The organism is Microbacterium oxydans, assembly GCF_000956525.1.
GTDB lineage: Bacteria > Actinomycetota > Actinomycetes > Actinomycetales > Microbacteriaceae > Microbacterium > Microbacterium oxydans_A.
The window spans coordinates 142,406-161,985 of sequence record NZ_JYIW01000023.1; the positions used below are offsets into that span (position 1 = coordinate 142,406).

General features: G+C 69.1%; 18 protein-coding genes, 1 tRNA gene and 1 pseudogene. 17 read left to right on the plus strand and 3 right to left on the minus strand.

Going from position 1 to position 19,580, the window contains the following annotated elements; all coding sequences use genetic code 11:
* Position 1: 1 nt before the first annotated feature.
* The 8 genes and pseudogenes from folE to RS83_RS08130 all read left to right on the plus strand — a co-directional run.
* Positions 2-583 (plus strand): annotated as a pseudogene (gene folE, locus RS83_RS08095) (GTP cyclohydrolase I); the annotation flags it as partial.
* A 131-nt stretch (positions 584-714) separates the two neighbouring features.
* Positions 715-1,524, plus strand: coding sequence for a dihydropteroate synthase (gene folP / locus RS83_RS08100; protein ID WP_045278996.1), 810 nt, complete (start codon positions 715-717; stop codon positions 1,522-1,524).
* Between the two features lie 46 nt (positions 1,525-1,570).
* Positions 1,571-1,966, plus strand: coding sequence for a dihydroneopterin aldolase (folB, locus tag RS83_RS08105; protein WP_045278997.1), 396 nt, complete (start codon positions 1,571-1,573; stop codon positions 1,964-1,966).
* Positions 1,963-2,502, plus strand: coding sequence for a 2-amino-4-hydroxy-6-hydroxymethyldihydropteridine diphosphokinase (gene folK / locus RS83_RS08110; protein ID WP_045278998.1), 540 nt, complete (start codon positions 1,963-1,965; stop codon positions 2,500-2,502). The genes folB and folK overlap by 4 nt, the downstream gene beginning before the upstream one ends.
* Positions 2,499-2,981 (plus strand): DUF3180 domain-containing protein, encoded by a 483-nt coding sequence (locus RS83_RS08115; protein ID WP_045278999.1) that lies wholly within the window; start codon positions 2,499-2,501, stop codon positions 2,979-2,981. Before folK ends, RS83_RS08115 begins: the two co-directional genes overlap by 4 nt.
* A complete protein-coding gene (locus RS83_RS08120) occupies positions 2,932-3,513 on the plus strand; it encodes a PH domain-containing protein (protein ID WP_045279000.1) in 582 nt (193 codons plus the stop codon). The genes RS83_RS08115 and RS83_RS08120 overlap by 50 nt, the downstream gene beginning before the upstream one ends.
* Positions 3,510-5,507, plus strand: a complete 1,998-nt coding sequence (locus RS83_RS08125) for a PH domain-containing protein (RefSeq protein ID WP_045279001.1) — start codon at positions 3,510-3,512, stop codon at positions 5,505-5,507. Before RS83_RS08120 ends, RS83_RS08125 begins: the two co-directional genes overlap by 4 nt.
* A gap of 4 nt (positions 5,508-5,511) precedes the next feature.
* Positions 5,512-6,204: a DUF2520 domain-containing protein gene (locus RS83_RS08130; RefSeq protein WP_045279002.1), complete on the plus strand. Its 693-nt coding sequence runs from the start codon at positions 5,512-5,514 to the stop codon at positions 6,202-6,204.
* Positions 6,205-6,343: 139 nt separating this feature from the next.
* On the opposite strand, the gene RS83_RS08135 is transcribed toward RS83_RS08130, so the two are convergent.
* The gene (locus RS83_RS08135; RefSeq protein ID WP_045279003.1) at positions 6,344-8,176 is read right to left on the minus strand and encodes a DUF2207 domain-containing protein; all 1,833 of its coding nucleotides are present in this window, start codon (positions 8,174-8,176) and stop codon (positions 6,344-6,346) included.
* A gap of 82 nt (positions 8,177-8,258) precedes the next feature.
* Here RS83_RS08135 and lysS point away from each other — a divergent pair, with 82 nt between their 5' ends.
* Positions 8,259-9,797, plus strand: coding sequence for a lysine--tRNA ligase (gene lysS, locus RS83_RS08140; protein WP_045279004.1), 1,539 nt, complete (start codon positions 8,259-8,261; stop codon positions 9,795-9,797).
* Here the strand turns inward: lysS and RS83_RS08145 are convergent.
* On the minus strand, positions 9,790-10,929 hold the full coding sequence (locus RS83_RS08145; RefSeq protein ID WP_045279005.1) for a DUF4192 family protein: 1,140 nt from the start codon (positions 10,927-10,929) through the stop codon (positions 9,790-9,792). The two genes, lysS and RS83_RS08145, sit on opposite strands and share 8 nt — an antisense overlap.
* A 123-nt stretch (positions 10,930-11,052) precedes the next feature.
* On the opposite strand from RS83_RS08145, the gene RS83_RS18955 reads away from it, so the two are divergent.
* The 3 genes from RS83_RS18955 (at position 11,053) to RS83_RS08155 (ending at position 13,580) form a co-directional block, all read left to right on the plus strand.
* Positions 11,053-11,226 (plus strand): hypothetical protein, encoded by a 174-nt coding sequence (locus tag RS83_RS18955; protein ID WP_197072090.1) that lies wholly within the window; start codon positions 11,053-11,055, stop codon positions 11,224-11,226.
* A 91-nt stretch (positions 11,227-11,317) separates the two neighbouring features.
* Positions 11,318-12,778, plus strand: coding sequence for a cardiolipin synthase (gene cls, locus RS83_RS08150; protein ID WP_045279006.1), 1,461 nt, complete (start codon positions 11,318-11,320; stop codon positions 12,776-12,778).
* A 61-nt stretch (positions 12,779-12,839) separates the two neighbouring features.
* On the plus strand, positions 12,840-13,580 hold the full coding sequence (locus RS83_RS08155; RefSeq protein ID WP_045279007.1) for a hypothetical protein: 741 nt from the start codon (positions 12,840-12,842) through the stop codon (positions 13,578-13,580).
* A 24-nt stretch (positions 13,581-13,604) separates the two neighbouring features.
* Here the strand turns inward: RS83_RS08155 and RS83_RS08160 are convergent, their stop codons facing one another.
* Positions 13,605-14,600: a diacylglycerol/lipid kinase family protein gene (locus tag RS83_RS08160; protein WP_045279008.1), complete on the minus strand. Its 996-nt coding sequence runs from the start codon at positions 14,598-14,600 to the stop codon at positions 13,605-13,607.
* A gap of 69 nt (positions 14,601-14,669) precedes the next feature.
* Between RS83_RS08160 and RS83_RS08165 the strand changes: the two genes are divergently transcribed.
* The 5 genes from RS83_RS08165 to RS83_RS08185 all read left to right on the plus strand — a co-directional run bounded on the left by RS83_RS08165 (position 14,670) and on the right by RS83_RS08185 (position 19,522).
* Positions 14,670-15,896 (plus strand): PLP-dependent aminotransferase family protein, encoded by a 1,227-nt coding sequence (locus RS83_RS08165; protein ID WP_045279009.1) that lies wholly within the window; start codon positions 14,670-14,672, stop codon positions 15,894-15,896.
* Complete coding sequence (gene serS / locus RS83_RS08170) at positions 15,893-17,272, plus strand: serine--tRNA ligase (RefSeq protein ID WP_045279010.1); 1,380 nt, start codon at positions 15,893-15,895, stop codon at positions 17,270-17,272. Before RS83_RS08165 ends, serS begins: the two co-directional genes overlap by 4 nt.
* A complete protein-coding gene (locus tag RS83_RS08175) occupies positions 17,269-18,090 on the plus strand; it encodes an HAD family hydrolase (RefSeq protein WP_045279011.1) in 822 nt (273 codons plus the stop codon). The genes serS and RS83_RS08175 overlap by 4 nt, the downstream gene beginning before the upstream one ends.
* Positions 18,091-18,132: 42 nt before the next feature.
* A tRNA-Ser gene (locus RS83_RS08180) sits at positions 18,133-18,217 on the plus strand.
* 51 nt (positions 18,218-18,268) lie between these two features.
* Positions 18,269-19,522, plus strand: coding sequence for an LCP family protein (locus RS83_RS08185; RefSeq protein WP_045279012.1), 1,254 nt, complete (start codon positions 18,269-18,271; stop codon positions 19,520-19,522).
* The last annotated feature ends 58 nt before the right edge of the window (positions 19,523-19,580 follow it).

Here is a 19,580-nt window from a genome sequence, read left to right on the forward strand (position 1 = left end):
CGTGGCCGTCGACAGAGCGCGCGTCGAGAGGCTCACGCGTGAGCTGCTCGAGGCGATCGGCGAGGATCCGGATCGGCCGGGGCTGAAGCAGACCCCGACCAGGATGGGCGAGCTGTACTCCGAATTCTTCTCCGGAGTCGGAGCGGATGCCGCCGAACCCCTCGCTCGCACGATCAGCGTGACCAGGGGCCCCGCGCCGGACACGCTGCCCTCCGGGGCCGTGCTGCTGCGCGACATCCGTTTCCGCTCGGTGTGCGAGCATCACCTGCTGCCGTTCGCCGGTCGCGCACACCTCGCATATCTTCCGGGTGAGCAGGTGGTCGGTCTCGGCGCGCTCGTGAAGGTCGTCGAGATCCTCGCCTCCCGCCCGCAGGTGCAGGAGCGGCTGGGAGAGCAGATCGCGGACACGATCGCCGGGCACCTCGACACCCGCGGCGTGCTCGTCGTCCTCGACGCCAGCCACGGCTGCGTCACCATGCGCGGCGGGCGTCAGCCCGAGGCGTCCACCCTCACGATCGCCGCCCGAGGGGAGTACACCGACCCGGTGGCGCGTGCCGAGCTGATCACGCTCATCGGCGCTTCGACAGGCTCAGCGACCCAAGGGGGCGGCGCAGCGACCCAAGGGGCCGGCGCTTCGACAGGCTCAGCGACCCAATGGGTTGGCTCAGCGACCCAAGGGGTTGGCTCAGCTGCCCAGGGGGCGGGAGCCCAGGGGTGACCGGGATCTGGGGTATCGTCAACGTCACTCCTGACTCGTTCAGCGACGGCGGGCGCTATCTCGATGTCGACAGCGCGGTCGCGCGCGGACTGCTGCTGCGCGCGCAGGGCGCGACCGTGCTCGACGTCGGCGGTGAATCGACGAGACCCGGCGCTGAGCGTGTCGGCGCAGAGGTCGAGCAGCAGCGCGTGATCCCCGTGATCGAGCAGCTGGTCGCGGCAGGTGCTCCGGTCAGCATCGACACCCTCAACGCTTCGACGGCAGCCGCTGCCGTTCGTGCAGGGGCACGGATCGTGAACGACGTCTCCGGCGGTCTCGCGGACCCCGAGATGCGGGCAGCCGTCGCCGAATCGGGTGCGGACTTCGCGATCGGCCACTGGCGAGGATTCTCCGACGACATGTACGCGCACGCCGAGTACCGCCGCGTCGCGCGCGAGGTCGCCGGTGAGCTGCAGGAGCGCATGGGCGAAGCCGCGGCATCCGGGATCGCACCCTCCCGGATCATCCTCGACCCGGGCATCGGGTTCGCGAAGGCGGGGGCGCAGAACTGGGACGTGCTGCGCGGGCTCGACGAGATCGTCGCCCTCGGCCCACGGGTGCTGATCGGCACCTCGCGCAAACGGTTCCTCGCGGAGACGCTGCAGCACGCCGACGACTCCGCCGAGGTGACCGAGCAGCGCCGAGACCTCGCGACCGCGGTCACGAGCGCCCTCGCGCTGCGTGCGGGGGTCTGGGCCGTTCGCGTGCACGACGTCGCCACCACGCGCGACGCATTGGCGATCGCACATGCTTGGGACGGGCGCTGAGCGAACAGTCCGGCACCGACAGGTCGTGCGCCGTACGCTAGGTGGCATGGACACCCTCGACGAGATCGCGCTGACCGGCCTCACCGTGTTCGGGCGCCACGGCGTCTACGATCACGAGCGCGAGAACGGGCAGGAGTTCACGATCGATCTGCGGCTCTCGATGTCTCTGGCGCAGGCAGCGGCGTCGGATGACGTCGCCGACACCGTGCACTACGGCGAGCTGGCGGAGAAGGTCGCAGCCGTCGTCGCCGGGGAACCCGTCGACCTGATCGAGACGCTCGCATCGCGCATCGCCGACGTCGCGCTGGAAGACCGACGGGTGCAGCACACGACCGTGACGGTGCACAAGCCGCATGCTCCGATCGCCCTGACCTTCTCCGACGTCGCGGTCACCGTGCGTCGATCGCGCCGCGCCGCCGAACCCGAGGACATCACCGCATGAGCCGCAATCTGGCCAATCCGCCGCACATCCCGCCGTCCCGGCCGGGACGACCCGAAGCGCTCGCCGTCGTCGCACTCGGCGCGAACCTCGGCGATCGGGAGCAGACGATCCGTGCCGCGGCCGAACGCATCGCGCGCCTGCCGCTGGTCAGCGATGTGCGTCTCTCCGCGCTGTTCGAGACGGTCGCCGTGCGAGTCGACGGTCCGGACCCGGATGCTCCGGGCTACGTGAACGCCGTCGCTCACGTCACCACCCGACTCGCACCGGAGATCCTCCTCGGCATGCTGCACGCGATCGAAGACGAGAACGGCCGGGAGCGCCACGAGCGCTGGGGTGACCGCACCCTCGACCTCGACCTGATCTCCTACGGCGACGTCGTCTCCGACGACCCGCGGGTGCAGCTGCCGCACCCGCGTGCATCCGAGCGGCTGTTCGTCCTCGAGCCGTGGCTCGACCTCGACCCGGACGCCGAGCTGATCGGTCATGGACGCATCGACGCCCTCGCCGATGAACTGCGTGCCCGAGGCGAGGCATGAGGCGCACGTCGCTGGGCGTCCTCGTCCTCCTCGTGCTGCTCGGGGCCGGTGTCGGGTACCTGCTCGACCACATGCTCACCGCGGGCGGGCGCTCGACGTTCACCCCGTCGCTGCTGCTGCCGGTGCTGCTGCTCCTGATCGCCGTCGCCGCACTCGGTGTCGCGTGGCCGGTGCGGCACAGCGTGCGCACGGGCACGAGGATCGACCCGTTCCGCGCCCTGCGGGCCGCGACCCTCGCCCGCGCGTCCAGCCTGGTCGGCGCGATCATGGCCGGCGTCGGGGCAGGGCTGCTCGTGTTCCTGCTGTCACGTCCGATCGATCCGCCGGTAGGGTCGACAGTGGCCATGCTGGCATTGATCGCGAGCGCGGTCGTGCTCGTGATCGCCGCACTCATCGCGGAACAGTTCTGCACTCTGCCTAAGGATCCTGATGACTCAGAACCCCGAGACCTCACCCCTGAACCCGGCGGAGGGCACTGACCTCCCAGCGCTCGACCAGGGGACGTACACAGCGCTGCGCGCGCCGAAGCGTGAGGGGCGGCTGGAGCTCGACGGCGTCTGGCACCAGATCTCGCCGCGCTATGTCGTGTCGCAGTTCGTGCAGAACGCGATCTTCCTCGCCGTGGTCATCGCCGCCGCGGTGGTGCTGAACATCGTCCTCGAACAGGACTGGGTCTGGATCCCCGCCGGCGTGATCATCCTGATCACCGTCATCACGCTGATCATCCTGCCGCGCCAAGCCAGGGCGCTCGGCTACATGCTCCGCGCCGACGACATCGTGTTCCGCAAGGGCATCCTGTGGCAGCGCATGATCGCCGTGCCGTACGGGCGCATGCAGCTCGTCGACATCACGCAGGGTCCGCTCGACCGTGCCTTCGGCGTCTCGCAGCTGAAGATGGTCACGGCTGCGGCGACCACCGGGGTGCAGATCCCTGGCCTCACGCAGCGTGCTGCCGAGGCGCTGCGCGACACCCTCATCGAGGTCGCCGAGAACCGCCGGACCGGCCTGTGAGCGAGCAGCAGTTCCCCGCGACGCCGCAGCCTCCGCAGAATCCGGCGCCGCGCGGACAGGACTCGACCTCGCTCGCCGACGGCGAGTGGCATCGGATGCATCCGCTCACGCCGCTCTTCAAGGGCGGCCTGGCGCTGATCGTCATCGCCGGCATCGTGGTCGCCAACATGCGCGACCGGGTCATCGCGTGGGTGGTCGACATCTTCAGTCCGGAGTCGCACTACAGCGACTACACCAGTGGTGACCCCGTCGATTGGGTGCTGCAGAACAACCTGATCCTCATCGCACTCGTCAGCGTGCTCGCGCTGGTCGTCGTGCTGATCCTGATCTTCTGGGTCGTGTGGCGATTCCAGCAGTTCCGCATCACCGGAGACCACGTCGAGGTGCGCAAGGGCATCATCTTCCGCTCGCACCGACGTGCGCCCCTCGACCGGGTGCAGGGCGTGAACCTGACGCGCCCGTTCCCGGCTCGCATCATCGGCCTCGCCAAGCTCGAGGTCGTCGGCGCCGGCAACGACGCGAACGTCGAACTCGAATACCTCGCGACCGCTCGCGCAGAGTCAGTGCGGTCATCGATCCTGCGGCTCGCCTCCGGCGCACGCGCTGCCCGACAGAGCGCGGCGGACCCGGCATCCGCGAATCCGGCCGCGCCGGCATCCGTCCGGGCTCAGCTCGTCGGCTCGATGAACGACGGCGTCACCGGGCTGATCGCGGGCGTCGACCTCGAGGATGTCGCTCCGGAGAGTGTCGTCAAGATCCCTGCGGGTCGCCTCGTCGGATCGCAGGTGATCTCCGGGCTGATCTGGCTCGTGTTCTTCGGCGTGATCTTCGCGATCGCGATCGGCAGCGCGGCCATCGGCATCCTCTCCGACGGCGATCCGGAGGGCGGCCTGGTCCTCCTCGGGATCGGTCTCGGCATGGGCATCCCGTTCGTGATCGCCACCGTCGGTATCACCTGGGCGCAGATCTCGAAGTCGTTGCGATACTCCATCGCGCCCACGCCGGACGGCGTGCGCATCACCTACGGCCTGTTCACGACCGTCACCGAGACGCTCCCACCAGGGCGCATCTTCGCGGTCGAGGTGTCGCAGTCGCTGCTGTGGCGTCCGTTCGGCTGGTGGACCATCAAGATCAACCGCATGAGCGGCAAGAGCATCTCGCAGCAGCAGTCGGGCAGCGCGCAGCAGTTCAACATCGTGCTGCCGGTCGGCAAGCGCGCCGACGTGGAGCGCGTGCTCGGACTGATCCTGCCGGATGTGCCTGCCGCAGAGATCCCCTTCATCTGGGAGCACGGCGTGCTCGGCCCGGTCGAGGGAGATCCGTACCGCAGGATGCCGCGTCGCGCCTGGTGGCGACGGCCGTTCTCGTGGAAGCGTCACGGCTTCATGGTCACGGACTTCGGATTGCTGCTGCGCCGGGGCATCGTGTGGCGCAAGCTCGCGGTGTTCCCGCTCGCGCGTCTGCAGGGCGTCTCGCTCAACCAGGGACCGATCGATCGGATGCAGCGCGTCTCGGGTGCGCAGGTGCACACCGCTCCTGGTCCGATCACCGGGCTGCTCACCGGACTCGAGCGCGACGACGCGCTCTCGCTGCTCGACGGCGTCAGCCGTGCTGCGGCTGCCGCAGCGTCGCGCGACACGACGCATCGCTGGAGCGAGCACGCCGCCGCTGCGCAGCCGATGGCCCAACCCGTTCCGCCGCCCGGATATCCAGCAGCACCGAACCCGCCGGCTCCAGCGTGGCCGACGGCTCCTCCCGTCGGGCAGCCCGTCTGGCCGGCTCCTCCTGCTCCTCCCGTCGGACAGCCCGCTTGGCCTGCGCCACCGGTGAGCCGTCCGGCACCGCCTGCCGCACCCCCGGCACCGCCTCCTGCGCCGCCGGTCGCACCCGCTGTGCCGCCCGTCTCGCTGCCTCCGGCTCCTCCGGTCGCCCCGCCGGCGCCTCCCGCGACGCGTCGATCGGCTCGGTCGGCGACGCCACCGACCGAGGACTGACCCGGTGGTGCGTGACGGGCGCCTCGGCGTCGGCATCATCGGCGCGGGCCGTGTCGGACCGGTGATCGGCGCTGCGCTCGGCGGGGCAGGGCACGCGGTCGTCGGGATCACCAGCGGGTCGGATGATGAGCGCGCCTCTGCGGTGCTCCCTGACGTCCCGGTGCTGGACGCGCTCGAGATCGTGCGCCGAGCAGAGCTCATCGTGCTCGCGGTGCCGCACGACGAACTGCCGTCGCTCGTGGCCGGGATCGCCGAGGTCGGCGGGTGGCAGGTCGGACAGCTCGTGCTGCACACCGACCCCGCATTCGGCATCGAGGTGCTGCGCCCTGCCGCCGAGCGCGGCGCGATTCCGTTGGCCGTGCACCCGGCGATCACCTTCACCGGAACCTCGATCGACCTCCGACAGCTGCCGGCCAGCTTCGCCGCGGTGACGGCACCGGCGGCGGTGCTGCCCATCGCCCAGGCGCTCGCGGTCGAGATGGGCTGCGAGCCGGTGGTCATCGCCGAGGAGGACCGCGCGGTCTACGCCGACGCGATCCAGGCCGCTGCTGACTTCTCCAAGTCGATCATCGGCCAGTCAACGGCGCGACTCCGCGAGATCGGCGTCGAGAATCCCGGCGGCTACCTCTCGGCGCTGGTGCAGTCCACGGTCGAGCGCGCGCTGCGCGAAGCATCCGATCCGCCGCCCCTGCTCTGACTTTCGATCGCGATCTGCGCTCTCGACCTCTGCTCATCCCGCGGAGGGGTCGCAGACGGCCGCGTCGCTCGTGCCGAAGCGGCCAGCTGCGACACCTGCGGGGGCGCAGAACCGCGCGTCGCGGGACGGATGCTCCGCCTCAGCGACCGCCCGAGAAGCCACCGCCACCGCCGCCACCGGAGAAACCGCCACCGAAGGATCCGCCGGCGCTCGACGAGCTGCCCGTCGACGGCGCGGTGTACGTCGCCGCTGCGTGCGATGAGACGGCGAAGACCGTGAGCTGCGTCCGCAGGAAGGGCGACGTCGGGTCGCCGATCCACCCTGCGCCGTGCTGCTCGTGCGAGTACACGAACTCGAGCACTCGGCCCCACTCGTCCTCCATGCCGAACAGCATCGCGTAGGGGAGCAGCCGCTCGTACAGCACGATCACGTTCGCGCTGCCGTCCTGGCGTCGTTCGGCGCCGCTGTACGACTGCAGCATCTGCAGCCGGTCGGCTTCGGCGACGCGGATGAACTCCTTCACGCCGAGCAGGTATTCGAGCTCGCGCGCGCCATCGACGGTCAGCACGCTGTGCTTGGAGAAGACGTAGAAACTCGAGATCATCACCAGCACGGCGCCGAACGAGACGGCGACGAGGCCAGGGATCGCCGAGTCGCGTCCGCTGATCACGCCCCAGAGCGCGAGGCCGAGACCGACGACGGCGACGCCGATCGCGCACCACTGCAGGATCATCGCGCCTCGGGACCGCGCGGTGGTGATGAACCCCTGCGACTTCGCCGCTTCGCCGCCGCTGCTGACGAGGCCGCCCATGCGAGCAGCGAACGTCTCGCTCTCGGCTGGGAGGTCGATCACGCCGTCCGCATCTGCGCCGACGAACAGCGCATCGAGCGCCTGGACATCGAGCTGGTCGGGGATGCGGGTGCCCGGCAGTCGCCGGAGGCGTGGGCGTTCGGTGTCGGCGGTCTCCTCGATGCGCAGCGTGCCGCGGACGGCGAGATGCACGATCTCGGCAGGCACCGGATCCTTCGCGCCGGGAATGAGCGCTGCGGCGAGCAGCGGGGGCATCCGGTCCGGCACGTCGTACTGTGCAACGATGATCCCGTCGGCGACCCGGCGGCGCCGCGTGAACATCGAGACCGCGACCCAGCCGGCGACCGAGAGGCCGGCGGCTCCGGCCGCTCCGACCACGGGCACGACGTCGGCCAGCGGGTTCGGTTGCCGTGCTGGGGAGGGTGCCGCGGTGCCGGATTCGAAGCCGATCGCGACTGTGACGCCGTCGCCGGCCGGACGCTGGCCGGACTCGACGCGGAAGACGGCCGCGCCGTTCTCCATCTCCGGTCCCTGCAGATCGCACTCGTCGGTCGAGCCCGCCGCCCCCGTGTAGCACCGCGCTGATCCGCTGAGCCGCGCGCTCATCGCCGGGTCGACAGCGATCGATGCGCTGAATCGCTCGATCGCCTGCGTGCTGTCGAGGGGGAGGATGTCCCAGTAGAACTCGTCGACGCCGGTGTCTGCTGCGAGTACGACATCGCGCATCGTGTACTCGATCACGTACGTCGTGAGGCCCTGCACGAAGTCGTCGTCGCCGGTCGACACGTACAGCACGCCGTCGTCGGTCTCGGTCTCGTATGGGACCGCTGCCCCGTCCTCATCCGTGACCGAGACGACGGTGGTGTCGATGCGGGCGCCCTCGTAGCTTGTCGGGAGTCCGCGGACGATGCCCCGGTTCTGGTCGAAGTCGGGGAAACGCGCGACGAGGGTCTCGGTCACGTGCAGCCATGAGCGGCCCTCGCTGTCGAGGCTCAGCTCGTACTCCGCATCCCAGGACGCGTAGGAGAAGTCGTTCACATCGGCGGAGACCGCGGACTCCGCCGATGGCACGGATGCCGCGGTGGCGGCGGTCGGCGCCGCGAGTGCGGCGGCGGCGAGAGCGAGGACGGCGAGCAGGCGGATGATCCGTGTGGAGGCCATTCTTCGAGGCTACCCACCGGGCGCTCACTGGCCGGCACCCCACCTCGGTAAACTGGGAACGACTTTTCAAGGAGCCCCGCACATGACTGACGCGTCCGCCGCGCCCGAGCCGACCCCGACCGACCCTGCAGCGGTCGGCGACGATGACATCCACGAGCAGAAGGCCGTGCGCCTCGCGAAGCGCGAGCGTCTGATCGAGAAGCGCGCGGATGCCGGTGGCGGTGCGTTCCCGGTGAGCGTTCCCGTGACACATGCGATCCCCGCGCTGCGCGCCGAGTACGGCGACCTCGAGGCCGGCGCCGAGACCGGTGTGCAGGTCGGCGTCGCTGGCCGCGTGGTGTTCAGCCGCAACACCGGCAAGCTGTGCTTCGCCACCCTGCAGGCGGGTGACGGTTCGCGCATCCAGGCGATGATCTCGCTCGCGAACGTCGGCGAGGAGTCGCTGGCGGACTGGAAGGAGTACGTCGACCTCGGCGACCACGTGTTCGTGCACGGCGAGGTGATCTCCAGCCGCCGCGGCGAGCTGTCGATCATGGCCGATGCGTGGGCGATCGCCGCGAAGGCGATCCTGCCTCTGCCCAACGCCTACGCCGAGCTCAGCGAAGAGGGCCGCGTGCGCAGCCGGTACCTCGATCTGATCGTGCGCGAACAGGCCCGCACCACCGTGCGCGCCCGCGCCGCCGTCAACGCCAGCCTCCGCGCGACGTTCACCTCGCACGAGTACCTCGAGGTCGAGACGCCCATGCTGCAGGTGCAGCACGGCGGCGCCTCGGCTCGACCGTTCATCACGCACTCCAACGCCTTCGACACCGAGCTCTACCTGCGCATCGCGCCCGAGCTGTACCTGAAGCGCGCGGTGGTCGGCGGCATCGAGCGCGTGTACGAGATCAACCGCAACTTCCGCAACGAGGGCGCCGACTCCACGCACAGCCCTGAGTTCGCGATGCTCGAGGCCTACCAGGCGTACGGCGACTACAACCAGATGGCCGGACTGACGCAGGAGCTCGTGCAGCAGGCCGCGATCGCTGTCGCCGGCTCCACCACCGTCACCTGGGCGGACGGCACCGAGTACGATCTCGGCGGCGAGTGGGACCGTATCTCGATGTACGAGTCGCTGTCGGCAGCATCCGGCCGCACCGTCACCCCGCAGGACTCGGTCGACGACCTCATCGCGTTCGCCGAGGCGAATGGTGTCGACCTGCCTCCGCAGGCCACCCACGGCAAGCTCGTCGAAGAGCTGTGGGAGCACTTCGTGAAGGGCGACCTGGTGCGTCCGACGTTCGTGATGGACTTCCCTGTCGACACCTCGCCGCTCGTGCGCGAGCACCGTTCGATCGCAGGCGTCGTCGAGAAGTGGGATCTGTACATCCGCGGATTCGAGCTGGCGACCGGATACTCCGAGCTCGTCGACCCGGTGATCCAGCGTGAGCGCTTCGTCGAGCAGGCGAAGCTCGCTGCTCGAGGAGATGTCGAGGCCATGCCCGTGGATGAGGAGTTCCTGCGCGCGCTCGAGCACGGCATGCCGCCGTCCGGTGGCATGGGCATGGGCATCGACCGCCTGATCATGGCGATCACCGGGCTCGGCATCCGCGAGACGATCCTCTTCCCGCTGGTCAAGTAGCGTCACCGTCGGCGAGCTGGGTGTTCCCTCGGCGGAACGCCCACTCCGGCAGCATCGCCGCATCGACCATGGTCTGCAGCAGCGCGGCGAGCCCGTACTCCGGGTCTATCGCTCGCACCAGATCGAGGTAGTGCGCCGCATGGCTGGAGCGGCCCAGCGCCCATGAGAGCCATGCCGCCGCGGTGAGGGGTCCTGGCCGCGCCGAGCGAGGTGCGGTTGCCGCCGCATGACGGACCACGGTGAGCGCGAGCCGCAGGCGGTCCCGGTCGGGCGCCGGCCCCATGCCCAGGAACACTGCCCCGAGATCATCGGTGAGTGCTCGTCCGTGGTGGGCGAACGCGAGCTGCGCTTCCAGCGTGCGCGCGCCTCCGTGCAGATCGGTGGCCCACTGCGCGATCGCGACGTCGCGGAAGACGGGTCGCTCCAGACACCAGAGCAGCGCTGCGATCGCGGACGTGGGGTTGGTGTCCGGGCGCTCGAGCAGAGTCTCGAAGAATGCAGGGATGTCGTCGAGCGATACCAACGCCGCGAGCGCCTGCGGGTTCTCCCGCCCGGTGAATCCGCCGCCGGCATCGTGGTCGATCACCTCCGCGATGTCGCGCAGCGCGCGGGCGACCCCTTCCTTCGCGGCGAGGTCGGCGCGGGGGAGGTCGAGCCCGCTCAGCTGATCGCCGGCGACGTCGCCCACCCCTGGCACCTCTGGCGTCGGCGGCAGCGAATCCAAGGCGCCCAGCCGGGGGTCGTCGACCAGATAGCTCGACCAGCCGGCGGGCGTCACGCACAGCGCGTCGACGACGCGCAGACCCGTGTCCTCGGCGCATCCGAGCACCGCGTCGACGGCGACCGCGAACGGCAGCACCAGGCCGTCCGGCGTGGCTTCCGGGTGCTCGTCGGTGTACACGACCAGCGCCACGGCGTCCGTTCCGTCCAGGCGGGCGATCAGACCGACCGCGGCATCCGCGTACCGCGTGAGGTCTGTCTCGTCTGCCGGCAGGTCGAGCCGCATGGCCCCGTGCGAGCGACTGCCGTGGAACGGGAGCAGGACGATGCTGCGGCGCGGGGTGAAGCCGGCCAGTGCAGGGACGATGCCGAGGAAGTCGGCGGAATCTGAGGCGTGGAGAACCGTGGTCATGCTGCGAGTGTGGTCGTGCCGGGGTGTTCCGGAGGGCGGATCGAGGGGCTGTGGATGCGTTCCGCGTCGATCCGTGATTGGGGACGAGAAGTCGAGGCCACGGCGGGCGCGTACGATAGGGGGATGGAGAACTTCTGGCTCGCGGTCGCCTGGTCGCTGCTGCCGACCGTCGGCGTCAGCATCGTCTTCTTCATGGTCGTCCGCGGCATCCTCCGCTTCGACCGCACCGAACGCAAGGTGCACGCCGAGATCGAGGCCGAGGAGCGCGCAGCGCGAGGCCTCCCTCCCCGCTCCTGAGCGACGTCGCCGCCATCGGCTACTGTGTAGCCAACGCGCAGGCGTGGGCGCGGACCCGCGGTGATCGACACCGCATCAGTGAGGGGACACCATGACGCCAGAGGCCTGGGCATGGTGGATCGCCGCGTTCCTCCTGGTGCTGGATCTCACCATCCGCATCACGGCCATCATCGTCATCCCGCGCAACCGGCGTCCGACCGCGGCGATGGCGTGGCTGCTCGCCGTCTTCTTCATCCCATTCGTCGGCGTCTTCCTCTTCCTGCTGATCGGCAACCCGCGGCTCCCGCGAGCGCGTCGCCGCAAGCAGGATCAGATCAACGAGTACATCGCCGAGACCAGTGAGCATCTGCACTTCGGTACGCTGCGTCCGCACGCTCCCGACTGGTTCGGACCGATCGTGCAGATGAACCAGACGCTGGGCGCGCTTCCGCTCTCGGGCGACAACGGCGCGCACCTCATCTCCGATTACCAGGAGTCGCTCGACGACATGGCCGACGCGATCCGCGCGGCTGAGGACTACGTGCACGTCGAGTTCTACATCCTGCAGTCGGACCAGTCCACCGACAACTTCTTCCGTGCCCTCGAAGAGGTCTCGGCCAGAGGTGTCGAGGTGCGCGTGCTGCTCGATCACTGGGCGAACCGCTGGAAGCCTCGGTACAAGGCGACGGTCCGGCGGCTGAACGCCATGAAGGCCGACTGGCATCTGATGCTGCCGGTGCAGCCGCTGAAGGGACGGATGCAGCGTCCCGACCTGCGCAACCACCGCAAGCTCCTCGTGGTCGACGGCAAGATCGCGTACCTCGGCTCGCAGAACATCACCGACTCGACCTATAACCTGCCGAAGAACATCAAGCGCGGCCTGCACTGGGTCGATCTCATGGTGCGGCTCGACGGCCCGGTCGTGCTGAGCGTGAACGCCATCTTCGTGGCCGACTGGTACAGCGAGACCGACACCGTGCTGGAGGGCATCGACATCAGTCATGCCGACATCGGATCCGGCGACCTCGACTGTCAGGTGGTGCCGTCGGGGCCGGGGTTCGAGGTCGAGAACAACTTGCGCCTGTTCCTCGCCCTGCTGTATTCCGCGAAGAAGCGGATCATGATCGTCAGTCCGTATTTCGTGCCTGACGAGGCCCTGCTGCTCGCGGTGACCGCCGCGGTCGACCGTGGCGTCGAGGTCGAGCTCTTCGTGTCGGAAGAGGGCGACCAGGCGATGGTCTACCACGCCCAGCGCAGCTACTACGAGGTGCTGCTCAAGTCGGGCGTGCGCATCTGGATGTACCGCAAGCCGTACATCCTGCACACCAAGAGCCTCACGATCGACGACGAGGTCGCGGTGATCGGGTCGAGCAACATGGACATGCGATCCTTCGGTCTGAACCTCGAGGTGTCGATGCTCGTGCGGGGCCAGGAGTTCGTCGCCGAGATGCGCGAGGTGGAGGACAAGTACCGCTCGCTGAGCCGCGAGCTGACGCTCGACGAGTGGATGCAGCAGCCGTTGCGGTCCACGGTCCTCGACAACCTGGCTCGCCTGACCTCGGCGCTGCAGTAGCCCCCCCCGGCGTCCTGAACGCCGGGATGTATCCGGAATACCGGACGAGTACCCTGTGAGCATGGCCACACGCACGCGTCTCGCAGCCGTCCTCTCATCTCTCGCCGCCGTCCTGCTGGTCACCGCCGGCTGCACCGCGACCCCTGGTGCGGAGTCGCCGACGAGCTCGCCGACGCCCAGCTCGGGAGCGAGCGGCGAAGACGTCAACGACATCGAGGCGACGCTGCTGGACGACGGTCGCATGTTCGCGGTCGTCACCTGGGGTTCGTCGGGCTGCGTGCCGCAGGTCGATGAGGTCTCGGCAGCTGGACAGACCGTCACGGTGACGCTGGTGGAGCTCGAGAGCGAAGACGGCGGAGAGAAGGCGTGCACCACCGACTTCACGCCGCGAGCGAGCATCGGCGCGCTGCCGGAAGGCGTCGATCCCACGCAGGACATCACGCTGCAGGTCACCTATGGCGAGATCGCGGACGACGTCGACCTCGATGGCAGCGCCGAGTTCACTGGCACACCCGGCACATCGACCGAGTACCAGCCGACCGCCGGCTGGTTCGACGACGGCAGCCTGGTGCTGCTCACCTGGGGCTCCTCGTCGTGCGCTCCCGTGGTCGAGTCGGTCGAGGGATCCGGCAACGCCGGCACCGTGACCTTCGTCACCGACGACGGCAAGATGTGCACGATGGACATGGCGCCGAGGGCGACGATCATCGCGTTCGCCGATGATGCTGTCGACGACGACGGCTTCATGCTCACGCTCGTCGGCGGTGGGCTCGAGGGAAACGTCGCGGTCCTGAACAGCTGACCGCGCCGACGGCGACGGTGCTCGTCAGAGCGAGTCGATCGGGTGCCCTGCCGGCAGCGCGAGCAGGAGTGCCGACGGGTCGACGCGGCACGTGATGCGCACGGCCTCACCGAACTCGTCGCCATCGAGTTCGATCGGCGTGGGGCCGGGAGCCGCGGCTTCGGCGGCGAGCCCTCGGAAGTAGTGCACCGAGGCATCCTTCCCGCGGCGTTCGAGCACGAGGCGGCCGGCGCGGAATCGTCGGAGCACCGAGTTGTCCCACCAGATCTTGCGCCACACGCCGAGCCAGCCGAGCACCCCGGTCGGCTGGATCACGGCGACGTCGAGCGTCGCGTCCGTGACCGAGGCATCGGGGATCAGCGCGATGCCTGCCGGCAGCGTGCCGCAGTTCGCGAACAGGATGCTGTACACCTTCGTCGAATGCAGGCGACCCTCGTCGACCTGATACACCGTTCTGAACGGCTTCGCGGTCGCGAGTGACCGGGCCGCGCCGTCGACGTAGGCGATCCAACCGACCGACTTCTTGAGGTCGGGTCGGGTGTTCGCGATCATGTCGGCGTCGAGCCCGATCCCGGCGAGCACCACGAAGGCGTGCTCCGATTCCGTGGCATCGGCGCGGGTGAGCTTCGCCCAGCCGATGTCGATCGGATGCCGGAAGTCGCCGAGCGCCGCACGGATCATCTCGGCCGGATCGCCCAGCGGCAGCCCGAGGTTGCGCGCGAGCAGGTTGCCGGTGCCGCTGGGGAGGATCGCGAGCGGCACGCCCGTGTTCGCGATCGCCTCCGATACGGCGCGCACGGTGCCGTCGCCGCCGGCCACGAGCACGACGTCGACGCCGCGTGCGAGCGCAGCGGCCGTCGCGGCCTGCCCTGCGTCTTCGATCGTGGTCGTGTAGAAGGCCGGATGCTCCCACCCGGCGTCGCGACTCAGGTCCTTCACGGACGCCCGCAGTCGCTTCTCGTCGACTTTGATCGGGTTGTAGATGAGCGCTGCCTGGCGTCGAACTGCAGGCATCGTCATGGCGCTACTCTAAACCCGGCGTCGACTGGTCGACTCGATCTCTTCCGCCCCTGACCCGATCGGACACCCATGACGCACACTGCCCTGACCCCGAGCGCTCTGCTGGCCGGACTCCCCGTCCGCCAGGGCTTCGGCGACGCGACGCTCATCCGACTCGCGCCCGGCTCCATCGACCTCGGCGGCGGCAACCCTGCCACTGATCTGCTTCCGCTCGACCTCTATCGAGTCGCCTTCCGCGAGGTCACCGAGGGAGACGGATTCGGCGCCCTGCTGAAGTACACGCCGGCGCCCGGCCTGGCCTCACTGCGCGCGGCGATCGCGGCGCGAGACGGCGTCGACGCCGAGCGGGTGCTCATCACGAACGGCGGCGCCCACGGGCTCGCGCTCGCCGTGCTCAGCGTGCTCGACCCTGGCGACACGATCGTCGTGGACGACCCGGTGTATCCGCTCTTCCTGCGGGTGCTCGACCTGATCGGCGTGAATGTCGTGCCGCTTCGGGTCGGCGCAGCGGGCATCGACACCGACGAGCTCGAGCAGCGTCTGCGCGACGGCCTCCGCCCGAAGGCGCTGTTCACGGTGCCGACGTTCCAGAACCCCTCGGGCGTGACGCTGAGCGCCGAGCGGGAGTCCGCGCTCGTCGCGCTCGCCGAGCAGTACGGCTTCGTCGTGATCGCCGACGACCCGTACCGGGCCATCGCGTTCCCCGGAACCACCGTGCCGACGCGCACAGCGTTCCGCGGCTCCGACCACGTGCTCGCCGTGAACACCTTCTCTAAGACGCTCGGTCCCGGCCTGCGGCTCGGGTGGATCGTGGTGCCGACCGCGCTGACCGAACGCGTCACCTGGCTGCGCAACCGCCTCGACGGTCAGACCAGTGGCATTCTGCAGGCGGTCGTCGAGCGGATGCTGGCCGACGATCGGCTCGACCCTTCGATCACCGCCGCCGGCGCCGGCTATGCCCGCAAGGCGACGGTGCTGACCGGGGCCCTGCGCTCGGAGTTCGGCGATGCGGTCGAGGTCGCCGACCCGCAGGGCGGCTTCTTCGCCTGGGCACGGCTCGACGGCGACATCGACTTCACGCAGCTGTTCGAGCGAGCGCAGGACCTCGGCGTCACCTATCAGCGCGGGGAGTGGTTCGCGGCATCCGGTGAGGCGTTCCGGGGATTCGCCCGGCTGTCGTTCTCGGAGGTGAGCGAGCACGACCTGACCGAGGGCGTCGCCCGTCTCGCACAGGCATGGCGGGAGCTGACCGGGCGGGGATCAGGGTCGGACGCGCGCTCTAGACTTGGGTCATGATCGACCTCGCACTGCTCCGCGAAAATCCGGAGCTCGTCCGCCGTTCACAGGCTGCCCGTGGTAACGACCAGGCAACCGTCGACGTCGCACTCGAGGCAGATCGATCGCGTCGAGCCGCGCTCACCGCGTTCGAGGAGCTGCGGGCCGAGCAGAACGCCTTCGGCAAGCTGGTCGCGAAGGCTCCCAAGGAGGAGAAGGCCGCCCTCGTCGCGCAGGTGAAGGAGCTCGCGGAGCGGGTCAAGCAGGCGCAGCAGGCGGCCGGCGAGGCATCGGATGCCGCAGCCGCCGCGCTCGCCCGCATCGAGAACGTCGTGATCGACGGCGTCCCCGCCGGTGGCGAGGCGAACTTCGTCGAGCTGCGCCGCGTCGGCGAGGTGCCCACGTTCGACTTCGAGCCGCGCGACCACCTGGAGATCGGCGAGATCCTCGGCGCGATCGACATGGAGCGCGGGGCGAAGGTCTCCGGCGCACGCTTCTACTTCCTCCGTGGCATCGGCGCCCGTCTCGAGATCGCGCTCATGAACCTCGCACTCGACAAGGCGCTGCAGAACGACTTCGTGCCGCTGATCACCCCGACCCTCGTGCGTCCTGAGATCATGCAGGGCACCGGCTTCCTCGGCGAGCACGCCGATGAGGTGTACCACCTCGACAAGGACGACGACCTCTACCTGGTCGGCACGAGCGAGGTCGCGCTCGCCGGATACCACAAGGACGAGATCGTCGACCTGTCGCGCGGTGCACTGCGCTACGCCGGCTGGTCGACCTGCTACCGGCGCGAGGCGGGCTCGCACGGCAAGGACACCCGCGGCATCATCCGCGTGCACCAGTTCAACAAGCTGGAGATGTTCGTCTACACGAACCCAGAGGATGCCGAGGCGGAGCACCTGCGTCTGGTCGCCCTGCAGGAGGAGATGCTGACCTCGTTGGGTCTCTCCTACCGTGTGATCGATGTGGCCGCCGGGGATCTCGGATCCAGCGCCGCCCGCAAGTACGACATCGAGGCCTGGGTGCCGACGCAGGGAGCGTTCCGCGAGCTCACCTCGACCTCGAACTGCACGACCTATCAGGCTCGGCGGCTCGACGTGCGGCACCGCCCCGGTGGGGACCCTTCGACAGGCTCAGGGACCCAGGGTGGCGGCGCAGGGACCCAGGCTGGCGGCTCAGGGGGCCAGGACAAGAAGACCCAGCACGTGGCGACCCTGAACGGCACGCTCGCCACCACCCGGTGGATCGTCGCGCTGCTCGAGACGCACCAGCAGGCCGACGGATCCGTGCGCGTGCCCGAGGTGCTTCGCCCGTACCTCGGCGGCCTCGACGTGCTGCGCCCGGAGGGGTGGGTCGCAGAGCCCGCCGAGGAGCAGGAGTCGACAGCATGAGTTCCACCTGGCTCGTCGGACTCGACGTCGACGGCACGATCCTGCTGCAGGACGAGACCATGAGCCCCGGTGTGCCCGAGGCCGTGGAGCGCGTCCGCGACGCAGGACACGTCGTCACGATCGCCACCGGCCGCAGCTGGATGGCCACGCGCCGCTACGTGGAGGAGCTCGGCATGACCGCCGAGTACGTGGTGTGCTCGAACGGCGCGGTGACGATGCGTCGGGTCGGCGACGAGTGGGAGCGGTGGAACGTCGAGACCTTCGACCCCCGCCCCGTGCTCGCGCTGCTGCAGGAGCGCCTGCCCGACGCGCGGTACATGGTCGAACTGGCCTCAGGGCAGCGGCTGTACACCGAGCAGCTCGACGACTGGACGCTCGACGGCGGTCGGCGCGTCACCTTCGACGAACTCGGAGCCGAGCCGGTGTCGCGCGTCGTGGTGGTCTCGCCAGGGCACGACGAAGAGGACTTCCACCGGCTGGTGGCTGATGCCGGTCTCAACGAGGTCTCCTATGCGATCGGGTGGACCGCCTGGCTCGACATCGCACCGCAGGGCGTCGACAAGGGCACGGCGCTCGAGCAGGTGCGCACCGAGCTCGGGCTCGCCGGGGAGCAGGTGTTCGTCGCCGGCGACGGCCGCAATGACATCGGCATGTTCGGCTGGGCGAGTTCGCTCGGCGGGCGTGCGGTCGCGATGGGGCAGGCGCCCGATGTGGTGAAGGATGCTGCGACGGAAGTGACGGCGGATGTCGTCGACGGCGGTCTCGCGCTGGCGCTGAACACGCTTCCAGCACCCGCCCAGGTGCACGCGGGAGAATAGAACTCGGCTAGACTCACGCGTTGTCGGCAGATTCGTCTGTCGGGAGGGTTGTCCGAGCGGCCGATGGAGCTGGTCTTGAAAACCAGTGGGCAGAGATGTCTCGTGGGTTCGAATCCCACACCCTCCGCAGTGTGAGCACGGTGGCCCCGCACCGGATGCTGAATCGAAAGGTCCCCGAGTGAGCGAGAAGACCCGACGCCGCACGATCGCGCGCCACGGCCAGCTGCCCACCCCGAGTTCCGTCAGCCAACTGCTGAAGTTCATCGCGATCGGCCTCGCGGTCGTCCTGGTGAGCGGGTTCGGTGTCGCCTCATACGTCCTGTACGACCTGTCGAGCACGGTCGCGGCGAACGCCGTCGAACTCGAGGGCCAGAAAGCCGTGCCGCCGGACATCGCCGAGTACAAGGGCGGCTTCAACATGGTCCTCGCCGGTGTCGACACCTGCGAGGAGAAGTACGCCTCGCTGTTCGGCGACCGTTGCAGCGGCAGTGACTCCGAGGGCTCGCTCAACGACGTGAACCTGCTGGTGCATGTCTCCGAGGCGCCGCGTCGCATCACGGTGGTCAGCTTCCCGCGTGACCTGATGGTGCCGATCCCGGAGTGCACCGACGAGCAGGGGAATGTCCACTCTTCGATGAGCAAGCAGCCGCTCAACGTCGCGTACTCCGATGCAGGGCTCAACTGCGTGGTGAAGACGATCTCGGCGATCAGCGGACAGGATGTCCAGTTCGCGGCATCCGTCACCTTCGGCGGCGTGATCGAGATCACGAACGCGATCGGCGGCGTCGACGTATGCCTGGCGAGTCCGATCAAGGACCGCTACACCGGCCTCGACATGGCCGCGGGCACACACACGGTCGAGGGGCTGCAGGCGCTCCAGTTCCTCCGGACGCGACACGGAGTCGGAGACGGCAGCGACCTCGGCCGTATCGGCAATCAGCAGCAGTACATGTCGAGCCTTGCCCGCAAGCTCATCAGCGGCGAGGTGCTCGGCAACGTTCCGGTCATGCTCAAGCTGGCCAACACGGCGCTCAGCAACCTCGAGCCGAGCACCTCGCTCGCGAACAACCCGATGACGATCGTGCAGATAGCTCTCGCGGTCAAGGAAGTCCCGTTCGAAGACATCGTCTTCGTGCAGTATCCGACCGGCACGGATTCGGCGAACCCCAACAAGGTGGTCCCGAACTACAACGCCGCCGAGGCCCTGTGGGACGCGCTGGAGGCGAACGCGCAACTGCAGATCACGCACGAGAACACCAAGAGCGACGGTGTCGTCGTCGAGGAAGCGGCTCCGGTCGACCCCGGTACGACGCCGACCGAGGGTGCAGTGCCGGATCCTTCGGCCACGCCCGACAACGTCGTTGCGCTGCCGAACGCGATCAAGGGCAACTCCGCGGCCCAGCAGACCTGCTCGAACGGCAATGTCCGCTAGACGCTCTGGTCATCAGGGGAGCCGCACCACTCCGCCTCCGTACAGCTCCTCCTTCCGT

Coding starts and splice junctions, on each gene's coding strand:
- folB (WP_045278997.1), top strand. CDS start 1,571: ATGGACACCCTCGACGAGATCGCGCTGACCGGCCTCACCGTGTTCGGG.
- folK (WP_045278998.1), top strand. CDS start 1,963: ATGAGCCGCAATCTGGCCAATCCGCCGCACATCCCGCCGTCCCGGCCG.
- RS83_RS08115 (WP_045278999.1), top strand. CDS start 2,499: ATGAGGCGCACGTCGCTGGGCGTCCTCGTCCTCCTCGTGCTGCTCGGG.
- RS83_RS08120 (WP_045279000.1), top strand. CDS start 2,932: ATGACTCAGAACCCCGAGACCTCACCCCTGAACCCGGCGGAGGGCACT.
- RS83_RS08135 (WP_045279003.1), bottom strand. CDS start 8,176: ATGGCCTCCACACGGATCATCCGCCTGCTCGCCGTCCTCGCTCTCGCC.
- lysS (WP_045279004.1), top strand. CDS start 8,259: ATGACTGACGCGTCCGCCGCGCCCGAGCCGACCCCGACCGACCCTGCA.
- RS83_RS08145 (WP_045279005.1), bottom strand. CDS start 10,929: ATGACCACGGTTCTCCACGCCTCAGATTCCGCCGACTTCCTCGGCATC.
- RS83_RS18955 (WP_197072090.1), top strand. CDS start 11,053: ATGGAGAACTTCTGGCTCGCGGTCGCCTGGTCGCTGCTGCCGACCGTC.
- cls (WP_045279006.1), top strand. CDS start 11,318: ATGACGCCAGAGGCCTGGGCATGGTGGATCGCCGCGTTCCTCCTGGTG.
- RS83_RS08155 (WP_045279007.1), top strand. CDS start 12,840: ATGGCCACACGCACGCGTCTCGCAGCCGTCCTCTCATCTCTCGCCGCC.
- RS83_RS08160 (WP_045279008.1), bottom strand. CDS start 14,600: ATGACGATGCCTGCAGTTCGACGCCAGGCAGCGCTCATCTACAACCCG.
- RS83_RS08165 (WP_045279009.1), top strand. CDS start 14,670: ATGACGCACACTGCCCTGACCCCGAGCGCTCTGCTGGCCGGACTCCCC.
- serS (WP_045279010.1), top strand. CDS start 15,893: ATGATCGACCTCGCACTGCTCCGCGAAAATCCGGAGCTCGTCCGCCGT.
- RS83_RS08175 (WP_045279011.1), top strand. CDS start 17,269: ATGAGTTCCACCTGGCTCGTCGGACTCGACGTCGACGGCACGATCCTG.